The sequence below is a fragment of the Microbacterium sp. W4I20 genome, from assembly GCF_030816505.1.
In the GTDB taxonomy this organism is placed as follows: Bacteria; Actinomycetota; Actinomycetes; order Actinomycetales; family Microbacteriaceae; genus Microbacterium.
On sequence record NZ_JAUSYB010000001.1, the window covers coordinates 566,423 to 580,786 of the forward strand.

Consider the following 14,364-nt stretch of genomic DNA (forward strand, 5'->3'; position numbering starts at 1 on the left):
AGCCTATTCGGCAGCGCCGGTGCCGCGGACGGCCGTCAGTCCGGTCGCCACGGGACCCCGAGCGAGCACATGGCCGCGACGGAACGCCAAGCGGGTCCACCGCCCCGAGAGCATGACCGGTACCTGCTCCTCACCCGAGATGAATCCGAGCGCGTCGGCCGCGAAGGCGACTCCGCGCGGCAGACCGCCGAGATCGTCATCCGGCTCGCCCCAGATCGCCGCACGCAGCGCACGGACGGCCTCCTCACCGGAACCGGGGGTCGCGCCGTGAGCGACAGCGGAGATGCCCCACTGCGCCCGCTGCGCCACGACGGATGCCGGGAGCGTCGTCACAGGCGTCCACGCACCGCGGGGTGGCGCGACACCCGCCCACGCGGGCGAGAGTCCGGTGTCTGGAAGTGTGAGGCGATGCGGCTCGTCGGCGGCGGTGAGCTGATCCACCACGATGTCGCACTCGAGTTCGGGGTCGGCGTGCACGATCCTCATCGCCAGGATCGTCGGCGTCTGATCGAACAGTCCGTGCGGCGCGAGCGCTGCCGTGGTCAAGGCGAGGACGCCGTTCGCGGCCTGCAGCCGGACGCCGTCATCGGTGATCCTCGTCGCCCGTCCGACGAAGGTGAGAACGTCCTTCGCGGTGTCCGGGTCGGCGAGGAGAAGGTGATGCGGCACGCGCTCTAAACTACCAACGGAGCGGCGCCCTCGGGTCGCGGAGAGGAACCCATGGACGCGGACGACCACGCCATTCGAACCGTCGAGCGACTGCTCGAGGTGCTCGACCTCGACGCCTCGGAGGCGCGGACGACGGAGGATATCTTCGTCGGAGCCTCGCACCCGATGCCGACCGGTCGCATCTATGGCGGGCAGGTCCTGGCGCAGAGTCTCATCGCTGCGGAACGCACTCTCCCGGAGGACCGTGCCGTGCACTCGATGCATGGTTACTTCCTGCGCCCGGGCGATGCGAGCCAGGGCATCACGATCGCCGTCGACCGCATCCACGACGGTCGTTCTTTCTCCACAAGACGTTCTCAGGCGTACCAGAACGGGGTGCCGATCTTCTCGATGATCGCGTCGTTCCAGGATGGGGACCCCGGCGTGGAGCATGCCGAGCCGATGCCCGCGGGGGTGCCGGCACCGGAGGACCTCGCCCCGGACGAGGACCGTGTGGCCGGCGTTCCCGCCGGAACGACACGCATGCTGAGCGAGCGCGCCGCGGACATCCGGCACATCGGGTCGCCCCTCTACCTGCCGAACGACGATGAGCGCACCAATCGTCAGGGCGTCTGGATGCGGATGCGCGCGCCCCTTCCGGACGACCAGCGGCTGCACCGCGCCGCCCTCGCGTATCTCAGCGACATGACCATCCAGGAATCGATCCTGCGGGCTCACGGCCTCCACTGGACGCTGCCGGGACTGAAGGTCGCCAGCCTCGATCATGCGATGTGGTGGCACCGGCCCGCGCGGGTGGACGAGTGGCTCCTCTATGTTCAGGAGTCGCCCAACGCCCGGGGTGGTCGAGGCCTCGCGACCGGGCGAATCTATTCGCGCGACGGCGATCTCGTGGCGAGCGTGGCCCAGGAGATCATGATCCGGGTTCCGGACGCCTAGTCACCGACGATCGTCGGCAGGATCGTCGCGTAGCGGAGCAGGAAGGCCCGCTCGTCGAGCTTCTTGCGTCGGAGCCACCCGGTGACCTCGCTGTTGCTCTTGCTCGCGTTGCAGGACGCGCATGCGGGCACGACGTTCTCCAGCGTGTAGCGTCCGCCGCGGGAGACAGGCATCACGCAGTCGCGCTGGAGCGGCTCCCCCGGCGTCAGGCAGTAGGCGCACCCACCCCAGGCAGCGACGAGCCTGGTCCATTGCGCGGGGGTGAGGTCATTGTCCACTCGGTCCAGCCGGCGCTTCCGTCGTTTCGCGTAGCGCGCGCGTGCCGCCGGCGATGTCGTGGCGGGAAACCTGCGGCGTGAGGGCACACGTCGACGGTACTGGCCCGCGGGGCCCTCGCGCGTGATCTCCGCCAGCGCGCCACGCGGTCACTTCCCTCCTGCCGCGCCCGGTCGGCCCGACCCGCCTAGCGGTGCGCGTACTCGATCGAGGGGCCGACGAAGGGCTCCCAGGCGTCGCGCATCTCCTGCGTCAGTCGCGTCGGTCGGCCGGATGCGGCATCCACGAGGACGATCACGGCTGTCGAGCGCGCGTAGATCACGCGCGGCTCGGCGCTCGGGTCGTTGTGCACCTCGTAACAGACCTCGACGCTGGACCCGCCGAGCTTGCCGAACCACATCTGCACTTCGAGCGGGCGTCGCTGGTAGGGCACCGGTGCGAGATACTCGATCTCCTGTCGCGCGATGAGCGTCAGGATGCCCTCGTCGATCCCGGAGTCGAGCACCGCGGTGGACGGTGCCTCCTCCCCCGGCCCGGCCCTCCAGAACGCGCGGACGCGCGCCTCTTCCAGCAGCTTGAGCATCGAGGTGTTGTTGACATGGTTGAAGGCGTCGAGGTCTCCCCACCGGAGATGGATGGGGATGTGCAGGCGGGACTCGTGCGTCGTCTCGGACACGGCCGGCTCAGTCGCGCGTGAGCTTGCGGTGCGTGGAGCGGTGCGGCTTCGCGGCATCCGGTCCGAGGCGCTCGATCTTGTTCTCCTCGTACGCCTCGAAGTTGCCCTCGAACCAGTACCACTGGCCGGGCTTCTCATCGGTGCCTTCGTAGGCGAGGATATGGGTCGCGATGCGGTCGAGGAACCACCGGTCGTGGGTGATGACCACCGCGCAGCCCGGGAACTCGAGAAGAGCGTTCTCGAGCGAGCTGAGGGTCTCGACGTCCAGGTCGTTCGTGGGCTCGTCGAGGAGCAGCAGGTTGCCGCCCTCCTTCAGAGTGAGCGCGAGGTTCAGGCGGTTCCGCTCTCCACCGGAGAGGACCCCGGCCTTCTTCTGCTGGTCCGGACCCTTGAAACCGAACTTCGACACGTAGGCGCGCGAAGGGATCTCGGTCTTGCCGACCTGGATGTAGTCGAGCCCGTCGGACACGACCTCCCACAGCGTCTTGTTCGGGTCGATGTTCGAGCGCGACTGGTCGACGTAGCTGATCTTGACGGTCTCACCGATCTTCAGGTCGCCGCCGTCGAGGGGCTCGAGGCCGACGATCGTTTTGAACAGGGTCGTCTTTCCGACGCCGTTCGGGCCGATGACGCCGACGATGCCGTTCGGCGGAAGGTTGAAGCTGAGGCCGTCGATCAGCACGCGGTCGTCGAAGCCCTTGTGCAGCTTCTTGGCATCGATGACGATGCCACCGAGACGCGGGCCGGCCGGAATCTGGATCTCGTCGAAGTCGAGCTTCCTGGTCCGTTCGGCCTCGGATGCCATCTCCTCGTAGCGGGCGAGACGAGCCTTCGACTTGGTCTGGCGGCCCTTGGCGCTCGAGCGCACCCATTCGAGCTCCTCTTTGAGGCGCTTGGCGAGCTTCGCGTCCTTCTTGCCCTGGACCTCGAGGCGTTCGCCCTTCTTCTCCAGATAGGTCGAGTAGTTGCCCTCGTAGCCGATGAGGCGTCCGCGGTCGACCTCGGCGATCCACTCGGCGACGTGATCGAGGAAGTACCGGTCGTGGGTGATCGCGATCACCGCACCCTTGTAGGCCTGCAGGTGCTGCTCGAGCCAGAGCACGCTCTCGGCGTCGAGGTGGTTCGTGGGCTCGTCGAGGAGCAGCAGGTCGGGCTTCTGGAGGAGCAGCTTCGCCAGCGCCACGCGGCGCTTCTCTCCACCCGAGAGCGGACCGATGGGTGCGTCAGCCGGCGGGGTGCGCAGAGCATCCATCGCCTGGTCGAGCTGGGAGTCGAGGTCCCAACCGTCGGCGGCGTCGATCTCCTCCTGGAGACCGCCCATCTCGGCCAGCAGCGCATCGAAGTCCGCGTCAGGATCGGCCATGAGGGCGGAGATCTCGTTGAACCGGTCGACCTTCGCCTTGATCGCGATGCCGTCCTGGATGTTCTCGATGACGGTCTTGGTCTCGTCGAGCTCCGGCTCCTGCATGAGGATGCCCACGGAGAATCCGGGAGACAGCTTGGCCTCACCGTTGGAAGGCGTGTCGAGGCCGGCCATGATCTTGAGGATCGTCGACTTTCCGGCGCCGTTCGGACCGACCATGCCGATCTTGGCTCCCGGAAGGAATGCCATGGTGACGTCATCGAGGATGAGCTTCTCGCCCACTGCCTTGCGTGCACGCACCATCGAGTAGATGTACTCAGCCACCGAAAACCGCTCCTTCTGTTGGCGTCGAAGATCGACACTCCAGCCTACCGGCCCTCGGCTGAGTCACCAGTCGATGGGCCGAGTCGTACCGATCAGGCAGCGCCCTTCTGCGAGCTGAGGCATGACCGTGGTGACGACCTGCCCGGTAGACGGACCCACCTGGCCGATCAGGCACTCCTCGTCGCCCCAGCGCACCGAGAACTGGAGGCTCTCGGCCGGATTGCCGACGGTCGTCTGGTCACGAGTGACCTGCATCATGTCGCGCTCGAACCCTGCCGCGATCAGCGCATCGATGTACGCCCGACCCGCTCCTCGCTCATCGGAGGCCCAGACGGCATCCGTGACCTTCGTGAACAGCGGGAGGTTCTCCGACGCAGTCCCATCGGGTACCAGTACCGGCCCCGCAGGGGTCGTCGATGTCGGCGACGGCGAGGACTCGGCACTGGGCGACGCGGAGGGCTCGGGTCCCGGCGTACACGCGGACAGGGCGAGCAGAGCGGCGGCCATCACCGCAAGGGGGACAGCCGCACGCGGGGCCGTGGAGACCGGTCGACGAAGCACCTGCTGAGTCTACGGGCCGAGGACCCAGCGGCGACGACGACCGGTCAGAACGGAGGCAGCGGCGTGTGCAGCTCTCAGTAGCCCCGCGCGGGGGCCGGGTCAGCCGTCGTCTCGGCCCAGGCCAGATCGAGGTCGGACATGTCGGTGCCCTCCGGCGAGTCCGCCTCGTCCTCATCACCCGGTACCTCGCTCGCCTCGCTCTCCGCACCGGCCGCAGTGCGCGCGCCCGATTCGGACGAAGCGGATCGCGCGCGCGGGCGGTAGGCCGTCGTCCCCCACCGCAGGTCGTGCCCGATGGCGTCGGCGTCGATGTCGACGCTGGTCCCCTGCTTGCCGTTGCTCTCCCAGGAGCGGATGCGCAGACGCCCGGTGACGATGATGCTGTCGCCGGTCCGGAGTGACGCCTTCGCGTGCTCGCCGAGCTGTCGGAAGGCTGCGACCGAGAACCAGTTGGTGTCGCCGTCGACCCAGGTCTGTGTCGTGTTGTCGTATCGCCGGTGACTGCTCGCCATCCGGAAATTCGTCACAGGGCCGCTGCCGGTCTGTCCCTGGGTCGGCTCGGTGGCGACTCTGCCCACGATGGTCACGGTGTCGATCATGATCTGTCCTTTCGCTGTCCGAGCCGAGTGCCCGGGTCGCTCCAGCGTGCACCGCGCACTCGCCGCGCTCTCGCCCCAATGACGCGATCGGTGGACAACTCGGACTCGGGGCGAACCGTGCAGACGTCACCGCAGCGGCCGTTCGAGGGTAGCGGTGCGGAATGTCGGTGGTCGGTCATATGTTCGAATCAGGAAAGGAGTTCCGATGTCCGACAGCTTGACCACATACCTGCCCGAGGTTCCGTATGCGACGCCTCGGCTCTCCTCCCCCCGTGAACATCTGGTCCGGGCGGCCGACCACCTCTGGAGGGTGCAGGACCGCAACGAACGCGTTCTGGGCCACCTGCGCATCACCGCAGATCCCCTCGGGCTCCGGTACCGGGCCGAGCGTCTCCACCTGGCAACCGGAGCGTTCCGCATCGTCGGCGAGTTCTGGCGAGCGGACGACGCCGTCGCGGCGCTGCGCTACTCCTAGCCCGTCGCGGCTCGTCGCCCGTCGCTACTCGTAGCCCCGGACCTGGCCGGGTCGCGCCACGTCGCCCGCATCGGCGAATCGTGGGAAATGCTGGTGCCCCCGGCAGGATTCGAACCTGCGACCGGCGGATTAGAAGGCCGCTGCTCTTCCTCTGAGCTACGAAGGCGTATGCATCCAGCGTACCGCCCCGGGCGGCCGATGTCGGGCCCGTCGATAGGATGGCTGCATGGTATCTGCGTCGGAGAACGATCGTCTCGTATGGATCGACTGCGAGATGACGGGGCTCGATCTCGCGGTCGATGAACTCGTCGAGATCGCCGTCGTCATCACCGATTTCGAACTCCGCCCCATCGACCCTGGTTTCCAGGTCGTCATCCGGCCCAGCGAGGCTGCTCTGGCGCACATGAACGATTTCGTCACCAAGATGCACGAGACGTCCGGTCTCATCGAGGAGATCCCGCAGGGCATCTCCGTCGAAGACGCCGAGGCGCAGACGCTCGCGTACATCCGCCGGTTCGTGCCGCTGGAGCGCAAGGCACCACTCGCCGGCAACACGATCGGCACCGATCGCATGTTCCTCGCGAAGTACATGCCCCAGGTCGATCAGTGGCTGCACTACCGCAACGTCGATGTGTCGAGCATCAAAGAGCTTTCGCGCCGCTGGTACCCCCGCGTCTTCTTCCAGGCGCCCTCGAAAGACGGCGGCCACCGCGCCCTCGCCGACATCCTGGAATCGATCCGCGAGCTGCGCTACTACCGCGAAGCAGTCTTCGTCGACGAGCCAGGACCCTCCAGCGATGACGCACGGGACATCGCTACCCGCACGGTGTCGGAGTTCACTCCGAACATGTAATAGACTCATCTGGTTGCCTGCTCCGGCGGGCACATGGTGGGTATAGCTCAGCTGGTAGAGCGCTGGCTTGTGGTGCCGGATGTCGCGGGTTCGAGTCCCGTTACTCACCCCAGTGAAGAGGCCCGAATCGTGCGATTCGGGCCTCTTCTGCGTCGTCGGGAGCAGGCATTCCACGCTCCTGCAGAGCTCTAGACTGAGCAGGTGTCACTCGCGGTCTGGTTCTCGCTTCTCACCGCCTCGGTGATCATCAGCTTCACCCCCGGCGCCGGGGCGATCAACACGATGTCGAACGCTCTCAACCAGGGGTGGCGACGCGCGATCTGGGGCATCATCGGGCAGCAGATCGCTCTGGTCGTCCATGTCGCGATCGTCGCCGCGGGCGTCGGACTGCTGGTCTCGCGGTCCGAGTTCCTCTTCAACGCCATCCGGTATGCCGGGGCTGCCTACCTTGTGTACCTCGGCATCCGACTGATCCTCTCGAAGCCCACAGTGGTCGTCGACGATACCATCGCCCCCGTCGACTCCCGGGAGAGTCACTGGTCGATGATCCGACGCGGGTTCTGGGTCAATCTCCTCAACCCCAAGGCCGTCGTCTTCTTCCTGGCCTTCATCCCCCAGTTCATCCGGCTCGACCAGCCGGCGGTGCCCCAGTACCTCATCCTCATCACGACCGTCATCATCGTCGACGTCATCGTCATGTGGGGATTCTTCGCCGCTGCCGCGCGGCCGTTCCGCCGCCTGACCCAGACGTCTCGCGGCCAGCGCATCCTGAACAGTGTCTTCGGCGTGCTCTTCATCGGCGTCGCAGCGCTGCTCGTCTTCCTGCACTGACAGGCGCTCACCGCAGCGCCCCGCCCCTAGGCTGGACCCGATGGACATGGATGCCGCAGCCTTCGAGAAGCTCGTGATCGACGAGCTCGATCAGCTGCCCGACGACATGGTCGACGGTCTGGAGAACGTCATCTTCGTGGTCGAGGACCGTCCGGAGGACGGAAGCCTCGACCTCCTCGGGCTCTACGACGGCCTGGCCCTGACCGAGCGAGCGCAGTACGGCATGGGCGAGCTTCCTGACCGGATCGTCGTGTTCCGCGAGTCCCACCTCGACCAGTGCGACACGGAGGATGAGCTCCGCGACGAGATCCACACCACCCTGGTCCACGAGATCGCCCACTTCTACGGTCTCGACGACGAACAGCTCCACGAGATGGGGTGGGCGTGAGCGCCCCGTTGGCCGCCCCGGAGATCGACGAGGGCACCGACCTGAGTGCCGCGCCGATGGAGCCGTGGCAGGTGGTCGTGTGGAACGATCCCGTGAACCTGATGAGCTACGTCGTCCGGGTGTTCCGCACGTACTTCGGGTACTCCCTCGATCACGCGACCAGTCTCATGCTCGCCGTCCACCACGACGGGCATGCGATCGTCGCGACCGGGCCCCGCGAGACCATGGAGGTGCATGCGCAGGCGATGCACGACTACGGACTCTGGGCGACCGTCCGAAAGGCGCCCCAGTGACTGCGTCGCAGCGCATCGTGCTCCCGCTCGCGCTGATCGAGGGGGCTCATCTCGCGCGCCTCGTGGAGGAGTTCCGCGAAGTCGTGGCGGAGCGGAACCCTGACGACCCCGCGGTCGAACGCCTGACGCCGAGTGCGTATCCCGAAGACGCGGAGGCAGCGAAGAGCTTCGCCGAGAGCACCCGTGACGACCTCCTGGACCGGCGCCTCCTCGATGCCGAGAGGGTGCGACACGCACTCGCGCCCTTCGAGACCGACGTCGATTCGCTCACAGAGGAAGAGGCTCTCGCTGCGCGCGACCTGGTCATCCTCGAAGAGGACATCGACGCCTGGCTCCGCACCCTGACGTCCCTCCGACTCGTGATCGCCAGCCGACTCGGCATCACAACGGACGAGCACGAGCTCGACGACGGAGACGGGCGCCGCGACGTGTACGACTGGCTCGGCTATCGCCTGGAGGTCCTGATCCAGGCCGCGGACGAGGCGGACGCGCGGCTCGGCCGCTGACCGACTACGGTACCTCGACGACGCGAGTCGCGAGCGCCTGGGGATCGTCTCGTTCGACGTGCCGCTGCTCCTGCTCGGCCCACCGGTCCCAGTGTGGTCGATAGGTCTCGCCGTCTCGGGCCAGAGCGCGAGCCTTGCGACCGGGCTCCGCGGATTCCACCCAGACGCGCACGTCGCCGAGCCTCGCGGTGGCCGGGGTCAGGAGCCCGCTCCCCTCGACGATGACACCGAGCGAAGGATCGACGGCGTGATTCTCGGCCTCGGTCTGCTCGGCCCAGTCCCATCGCTGCCAGGTCCCGAGGTAGCCGCGGCCGTGCGGTCGGAGGATCCCGTCGAGTGCGCGATCGACACCGGCGTCCAACCCGTCCCATCCCGGGTAGATCGAGTCGAGTGCGATGAGCTGCACGCGCCCCTCCACGGGCCAGCGGGCCGCCAAGCGTGCGGCGAGGGAAGACTTGCCCGCTCCGCTTCGTCCGTCGATCAGCACCACCGGATTCGCGGCAGCCAGGGCACGGACGTCGTGCTCGATCAGCGTCGCGGCTCGCTCGAGGGCAGCCGCGACGGGGTCGTCACTTCTTGAGGGCACGGATGATGCGCGAGAGCGCCTTGCCGGTGATCCAGACGAACGGACCCGCCACGACGAGCAGCGTGACGATGTTCGGCTCGAATCGCAGTCCCTCCTCGCGGCGCACGTAGACGCCGACCGGGATCGAGACGCCGCCGCCGCCACCGCCTTCAGCGCCTTCGCCGCTTCCTCCGCCGAAGCCGGAGTAGGTGATCGACACCGGGGTGATGCTCACCCCGTCGACATCCTGCGGCTCGCCATACGCGCTCTTCACGCCGAAGGACGCGATCTGCTTACCCAGTTCCAGTGCAATGTTCGGCATGGTTCCACGCTAGCCGACAAGCTCCGCGAACGGTGAGGTCAATCCAACCCGTGAGCCTTCGGATGCTGCGCCGCACCGCGCCCGTCGGCCCGGCCGATGTGTCGGGCACGGCTGATCGTCGCCGTGCCGAATCGGGCGACCGCCTCATCCATCGCGCCCTCGACCTTCCGCCAGTGCTCGTCGTCGTCCCAGAGGGCGAGACCGCCCCCACCGGCGGGTCGCAGGTTCTCCGCGCGCACCCCGAGCAGGCGGATCGGATCTCGACGGTCGATCTGCTCGAACAGGGTCTGCGCGGCTTCTCCGATGCGTTGCCCGACCGCGGTGGGCTCGCCCAGCGTCTGCGAACGACTCAGCGTGCGGAAGTCGTCGAAGCGCACCTTGATCGCGACCGTCGCCGTCTCCCACTCCGCGCGCCGCAGTCGTGCGGCCACGCGATCGGCGAGCCGGAGGAGTACAGCGCGGAGGAAGTCGCGGTCGAGGATGTCGGTCTCGAAGGTCTCCTCGTGACCGATGCTCTTCTCGATGCGCTCCGTGTCGACCTCGCGGGCGTCCTCTCCGCGGGCGAGCAGCGTGAGTCGCGCACTGAGAGCCGGACCGACCGCTCGCTCCAGCATCTCGCGAGACGATTCGCGGATGTCCCCGATGGTGCGGATGCCGCGGGATTCGAGGGTCTCCGCGGCCTTGGGGCCGACTCCCCACATCGCTCGGACCGAGCGCGGCGCCAGGAAGTCGAGCGTCTCGGATGCCGGGACCACCAGCATCCCGTCGGGCTTCGCGATCGTCGACGCCATCTTCGCCACATGCTTCGTCGCAGCCACCCCGACGCTGCAGGTGATGCCGACCTCCTCGTGAACGCGCGCGCGGATCAATGCCGCGATCTGCGCCGGGCTCCCCCACAGACGCCGGACGCCCTGCACGTCGAGGAACGCCTCGTCGACGGACAAAGGCTCCACGAGGGGGGTGAACGACTCGAAGATGTCCATGACCTGCCGCGACACGGCCTGGTACCGATGGAAGTGCGGCACCACGATGCGCGCCGTCGGGCACAGTCGCATGGCCTGCGACACCGGCATGGCCGCGCGCACACCGTAGCGGCGGGCCTCATACGAGGCACTGGACACGACCGAGCGTCCGTCCGGGGCGCCGATGATCAGCGGCAGGCCGCGGAGGCTCGGGTCATCGAGCACCTCGACGGCAGCGTAGAACGCGTCCATGTCGACGTGGAGGATGCGGGTGCCGCTGTCATCAGCGTCGGCGGCGGACGTGACCTGCCCTCTACCGTCACCGTGACCCATACGACCATTCTCCCTCGGGCCGCCGACGTGCGGCCCGAGGGAGCACGCTACTGAGCGGCGCGCTCGAGGATAAGTTCGCGGACACGCGCGGCGTCTGCCTGTCCCTTCATCGCCTTCATGACGGCGCCGATCACCGCACCCGCGGCCTGGACCTTGCCGTCCTTGATCTTCGCCAGCACATCGGGCTGCGCGGCGAAGGCCTCGTCGATGGCCGCGATCAGTGCGCCGTCGTCGGACACGACGGCCAGTCCGCGCGCGTCGATGACCTGCTGCGGGGTACCTTCACCGGCAATGACGCCCTCGAGCACCTGACGCGCCAGCTTGTCCGTGAGGGTGCCCGCGTCGATGAGCCTCTGCAGCGCGACGACGTTCTCCGGGTTGATCAGCTCGGCGGCATCCTTCTCGTGTGCATTCGCCAGGCGGGAGATCTCGCCCGTCCACCACTTGCGCGCGCTCGCGGGAGAGGCTCCTGCGGCGATCGTGGCAGCGACCTCTTCGAGCACGCCGTTGTTGCGCACGTCCTGGAACTCCAGGTCGGTGAAGCCCCACTCGGTCATGAGGCGACGACGCCGGGCGACCGGCTGCTCGGGCAGGGCTGCGCGCAGCTCTTCGATCAGTGCCGCGGGAGGCTCCACCGGAAGCAGGTCGGGCTCCGGGAAGTACCGGTAGTCATCGGCATCCGACTTCGGACGGCCCGGCGACGTGGTGCCGGTGTCCTCGTGCCAGTGCCGCGTCTCCTGTGTGATCGTGCCGCCGTCGGCGAGGATCTGCGCCTGACGCTGGATCTCGTACCTGACCGCCCGCTCGACCGAACGCATCGAGTTCACGTTCTTGGTCTCGGTGCGGGTGCCGAGCTTCTCGGTGCCGCGGGGGCGCAGTGAGATGTTCGCATCGCAGCGCAGGTTGCCGCGCTCGAGACGGGCCTCGGAGATGCCCAGCCCACGGACGATGTCGCGGATCGTCTGGACGTAGGCCTTCGCGACCTCGGGAGCGCGGTGCTCGGTCCCGGTGATCACCTTCGTGACGATCTCGACCAGCGGGACGCCGGCGCGGTTGTAGTCGACGAGCGAGTACTCCGCGCCCTGGATGCGTCCGGTCGCACCACCCATGTGGGTGAGCTTGCCGGCGTCCTCCTCCATGTGCGCGCGCTCGATCGGGATGGTCACGACCGTGCCGTCCTCGAGCTCGACCTCGACGGAGCCCTCGAACGCGATCGGCTCGTCGTACTGCGAGATCTGGTAGTTCTTGCCGAGGTCCGGGTAGAAGTAGTTCTTCCGGGCGAAGCGGCTGGATTCGGCGATGGAGCAGCCGAGCGCGAGACCCAGGCTGATCGAGGAGCGGATCGCCGTCTCGTTCACGACGGGCAGCGACCCCGGCAGCCCGAGATCGACCGGCGCGATGAGGGTGTTGGGCTCTGCCGCGTGGTACTTCTCGTTGGCGGGGTTCGGCGCATCCGAGAACATCTTCGTGTTCGTGTTGAGCTCGACGTGCACCTCGAAACCGAGGACCGGCTCGAACAGCTCGAGCGCCTTGTCGAAGTCCATGAGCTTGGCGGTGGCCATCAGCGGGTTCCTCCGTTACTGGGTCCCTGAGCTTGTCGAAGGGCGGGCGCCTGGGAGAGGAGCGGGGCTCCCCAGGAGTCGAGCAACACGGCTTCGAGTGCGGCGCCGACCTTGTAGAGACGCGCGTCCTCGCGGGCGGGCGCCAGGAACTGGATGCCGACCGGCAGGCCGTCCTCCTCGGCGAGACCGCTGGGGATCGAGATGCCCGGCACGCCGGCGAGGTTCGCCGGGATCGTCGTGACGTCGTTCAGGTACATCTGCAGCGGGTCGTCGATCTTCTCCCCGATCTTGAACGCCGTCGTCGGCGCCGACGGCGTCGCGATGATGTCGACGTCGGCGAAGGCGTTCGCGAAGTCCTGCTGGATGAGCGTGCGGACCTTCTGCGCGCTGCCGTAGTACGCGTCGTAGTAGCCCGCCGACAGCGCGTAGGTGCCGAGGATGATGCGGCGCTTGACCTCGTCGCCGAAGCCGGCGTCGCGGGTGGCGGACATCACGTCCTCGACGGTGGGGTTCCCGTCGGGGGTCACCCGCAGGCCGAAGCGGACGGAGTCGAACTTCGCCAGGTTGCTCGACGCCTCGGCCGGGAGGATCAGGTAGTAGGCGGCGACGCCGTATTCGAAGTGCGGTGCGCCGATCTCGACGATCTCCGCCCCCTGAGCCTCCATCAGGGCGAGTGCGCTGCGGAAGGACGCCGCCACGCCGGGCTGGAAACCGCTGTCCGGGAGCTCGCGGATCACGCCGACCTTCAGACCCTTGAGCACGTCTCCGCGGGCGCCCTCGCGCGCAGCATCCGCGAATGAGGGCCAGGCGTCGCGCAGTGACGTGGAGTCCTTCGCGTCGTGACCGCCGATCACATCGTGCAGGAGCCCGGCGTCGAGCACCGTGCGGGTGACCGGCCCGACCTGGTCGAGGCTCGAGGCCAGCGCGATCGCCCCGTAGCGGCTCACGCCGCCGTAGGTGGGCTTCACGCCGACGGTGCCCGTGACGTGCGCCGGCTGACGGATCGATCCGCCGGTGTCGGAGCCGAGCGCGAGCGGAGCTTCGAAGGCAGCCACTGCCGCCGCCGAACCACCGCCGGAGCCGCCGGGGATCCGATCGAGGTCCCAGGGGTTGCGGGTCGGGCCGTAGGCGGAGTGCTCCGTGGAGGAGCCCATCGCGAACTCGTCCATGTTGGTCTTGCCGAGCGGGATGAGACCCGCGGCCCGAGACCGCGCGACGACGGTCGCGTCGTACGGCGACCGGTAGCCCTCGAGGATGCGCGAACCGCTGGTCGTCGGCTGGTCGTTCGTGACCAGGACGTCCTTGATGGCCAGCGGCACGCCGGCGATCGGGCCGAGCTGCTCCCCCGCCGCGCGCTGCGCGTCGACGGCTGCCGCAGCCTCGAGCGCGTGCTCGTTCACGTGCAGGAAGGCATGGACGTCGCCGTCGACGGCGGCGATCCGGTCGAGGTGCGCCTGAGTGGCCTCGACGCTGGAGATCTCGCGCGAGGCGAGCTTGTCGGCGAGCTCCGCGGCGGTCAGGCGGATGATGTCGCTCACTGCTCTTCTCCCAGGATCGCGGTGACCCGGAAGCGGCCGTCGGCGGCATCCGGTGCGTTCTGCAGCACCTGCTCGTGGGTGAGGGTCTCCCCCACCTCATCGGGACGGAAGACGTTGCTCAGCGGGATCGGGTGGCTCGTCGCGACGATGTCGGCGGTCGCGACCTCCGACACCTTGGCGATGTTGTCGACGATGGCGTCGAGCTGGCCCGTGAGCCGCGTCACCTCGTCGTCGTTCAGCTGGATACGCGCGAGCACGCCGAGATGGCGCACGAGTTCAGGGGTGATTTCAGACACGCTTCCAGTCTAGTTGTCTCGTATAGGGCGCCCCTT

At 67.9% G+C, this 14,364-nt stretch carries 19 protein-coding genes and 2 tRNA genes; 8 read left to right on the forward strand and 13 right to left on the reverse strand.

The genetic code is table 11. The features are described 5' to 3' along the window. Positions 1-3 precede the first annotated feature (3 nt). Positions 4-669, reverse strand: coding sequence for a hypothetical protein (locus tag QFZ21_RS02775; protein WP_307374199.1), 666 nt, complete (start codon positions 667-669; stop codon positions 4-6). A 51-nt stretch (positions 670-720) separates the two neighbouring features. On the opposite strand from QFZ21_RS02775, the gene QFZ21_RS02780 reads away from it, so the two are divergent. Continuing rightward, positions 721-1,605, forward strand: coding sequence for an acyl-CoA thioesterase II (locus QFZ21_RS02780; RefSeq protein ID WP_307374201.1), 885 nt, complete (start codon positions 721-723; stop codon positions 1,603-1,605). Here QFZ21_RS02780 and QFZ21_RS02785 read toward each other — a convergent pair. From QFZ21_RS02785 to QFZ21_RS02805, 5 genes are all read right to left on the reverse strand, one after another. Continuing rightward, positions 1,602-1,883, reverse strand: coding sequence for an HNH endonuclease (locus tag QFZ21_RS02785; RefSeq protein ID WP_307374202.1), 282 nt, complete (start codon positions 1,881-1,883; stop codon positions 1,602-1,604). The two genes, QFZ21_RS02780 and QFZ21_RS02785, sit on opposite strands and share 4 nt — an antisense overlap. Before the next feature lie 185 nt (positions 1,884-2,068). Then, positions 2,069-2,557: a thioesterase family protein gene (locus QFZ21_RS02790; RefSeq protein ID WP_307374204.1), complete on the reverse strand. Its 489-nt coding sequence runs from the start codon at positions 2,555-2,557 to the stop codon at positions 2,069-2,071. A 7-nt stretch (positions 2,558-2,564) separates the two neighbouring features. Continuing rightward, positions 2,565-4,244: an energy-dependent translational throttle protein EttA gene (gene ettA / locus QFZ21_RS02795; RefSeq protein WP_307374206.1), complete on the reverse strand. Its 1,680-nt coding sequence runs from the start codon at positions 4,242-4,244 to the stop codon at positions 2,565-2,567. 63 nt (positions 4,245-4,307) lie between these two features. Further along, positions 4,308-4,805 carry a hypothetical protein gene (locus tag QFZ21_RS02800; protein WP_307374208.1) on the reverse strand — a complete coding sequence of 166 codons (498 nt, stop codon included), beginning with the start codon at positions 4,803-4,805 and terminating at the stop codon, positions 4,308-4,310. 74 nt (positions 4,806-4,879) lie between these two features. Beyond that, positions 4,880-5,404, reverse strand: a complete 525-nt coding sequence (locus tag QFZ21_RS02805; RefSeq protein ID WP_307374210.1) for a single-stranded DNA-binding protein — start codon at positions 5,402-5,404, stop codon at positions 4,880-4,882. 205 nt (positions 5,405-5,609) lie between these two features. Between QFZ21_RS02805 and QFZ21_RS02810 the strand changes: the two genes are divergently transcribed. Beyond that, on the forward strand, positions 5,610-5,879 hold the full coding sequence (locus tag QFZ21_RS02810; protein ID WP_307374212.1) for a hypothetical protein: 270 nt from the start codon (positions 5,610-5,612) through the stop codon (positions 5,877-5,879). Between the two features lie 91 nt (positions 5,880-5,970). On the opposite strand, the gene QFZ21_RS02815 is transcribed toward QFZ21_RS02810, so the two are convergent. Further along, a tRNA-Arg gene (locus tag QFZ21_RS02815) sits at positions 5,971-6,045 on the reverse strand. A 60-nt stretch (positions 6,046-6,105) separates the two neighbouring features. On the opposite strand from QFZ21_RS02815, the gene orn reads away from it, so the two are divergent. The 6 genes from orn to QFZ21_RS02845 all read left to right on the forward strand — a co-directional run bounded on the left by orn (position 6,106) and on the right by QFZ21_RS02845 (position 8,750). Continuing rightward, the gene (gene orn / locus QFZ21_RS02820) at positions 6,106-6,732 is read left to right on the forward strand and encodes an oligoribonuclease (RefSeq protein ID WP_307374214.1); all 627 of its coding nucleotides are present in this window, start codon (positions 6,106-6,108) and stop codon (positions 6,730-6,732) included. A gap of 36 nt (positions 6,733-6,768) precedes the next feature. Beyond that, positions 6,769-6,844, forward strand: a tRNA-His gene (locus QFZ21_RS02825). An 89-nt stretch (positions 6,845-6,933) separates the two neighbouring features. Further along, the gene (locus tag QFZ21_RS02830) at positions 6,934-7,563 is read left to right on the forward strand and encodes a LysE family transporter (RefSeq protein ID WP_307374217.1); all 630 of its coding nucleotides are present in this window, start codon (positions 6,934-6,936) and stop codon (positions 7,561-7,563) included. Positions 7,564-7,603: 40 nt separating this feature from the next. Continuing rightward, positions 7,604-7,951: a metallopeptidase family protein gene (locus QFZ21_RS02835; protein WP_307374219.1), complete on the forward strand. Its 348-nt coding sequence runs from the start codon at positions 7,604-7,606 to the stop codon at positions 7,949-7,951. Positions 7,952-8,007: 56 nt separating this feature from the next. Next, positions 8,008-8,244 (forward strand): ATP-dependent Clp protease adapter ClpS, encoded by a 237-nt coding sequence (clpS, locus tag QFZ21_RS02840; protein WP_373426035.1) that lies wholly within the window; start codon positions 8,008-8,010, stop codon positions 8,242-8,244. After that, positions 8,241-8,750: a DUF2017 family protein gene (locus QFZ21_RS02845; RefSeq protein ID WP_307374223.1), complete on the forward strand. Its 510-nt coding sequence runs from the start codon at positions 8,241-8,243 to the stop codon at positions 8,748-8,750. The genes clpS and QFZ21_RS02845 overlap by 4 nt, the downstream gene beginning before the upstream one ends. 4 nt (positions 8,751-8,754) lie before the next feature. On the opposite strand, the gene QFZ21_RS02850 is transcribed toward QFZ21_RS02845, so the two are convergent. Genes QFZ21_RS02850 through gatC form a run of 6 tightly spaced genes read right to left on the reverse strand, consistent with a single transcriptional unit; the run spans position 8,755 to position 14,328 of the window. Then, entirely contained in the window at positions 8,755-9,336 is a 582-nt protein-coding gene (locus QFZ21_RS02850; protein WP_307374226.1) for a hypothetical protein, read from the reverse strand. Then, entirely contained in the window at positions 9,320-9,637 is a 318-nt protein-coding gene (locus QFZ21_RS02855) for a hypothetical protein (RefSeq protein ID WP_307374229.1), read from the reverse strand. Before QFZ21_RS02855 ends, QFZ21_RS02850 begins: the two co-directional genes overlap by 17 nt. A 38-nt stretch (positions 9,638-9,675) precedes the next feature. Next, the gene (dinB, locus tag QFZ21_RS02860; RefSeq protein WP_307374231.1) at positions 9,676-10,932 is read right to left on the reverse strand and encodes a DNA polymerase IV; all 1,257 of its coding nucleotides are present in this window, start codon (positions 10,930-10,932) and stop codon (positions 9,676-9,678) included. A 47-nt stretch (positions 10,933-10,979) separates the two neighbouring features. Beyond that, complete coding sequence (gene gatB, locus QFZ21_RS02865) at positions 10,980-12,494, reverse strand: Asp-tRNA(Asn)/Glu-tRNA(Gln) amidotransferase subunit GatB (RefSeq protein ID WP_307374232.1); 1,515 nt, start codon at positions 12,492-12,494, stop codon at positions 10,980-10,982. Further along, positions 12,494-14,032 (reverse strand): Asp-tRNA(Asn)/Glu-tRNA(Gln) amidotransferase subunit GatA, encoded by a 1,539-nt coding sequence (gene gatA / locus QFZ21_RS02870; RefSeq protein ID WP_307374233.1) that lies wholly within the window; start codon positions 14,030-14,032, stop codon positions 12,494-12,496. The genes gatB and gatA overlap by 1 nt, the downstream gene beginning before the upstream one ends. Then, the gene (gene gatC, locus QFZ21_RS02875) at positions 14,029-14,328 is read right to left on the reverse strand and encodes an Asp-tRNA(Asn)/Glu-tRNA(Gln) amidotransferase subunit GatC (protein ID WP_307374235.1); all 300 of its coding nucleotides are present in this window, start codon (positions 14,326-14,328) and stop codon (positions 14,029-14,031) included. The genes gatA and gatC overlap by 4 nt, the downstream gene beginning before the upstream one ends. Positions 14,329-14,364 lie beyond the last annotated feature (36 nt).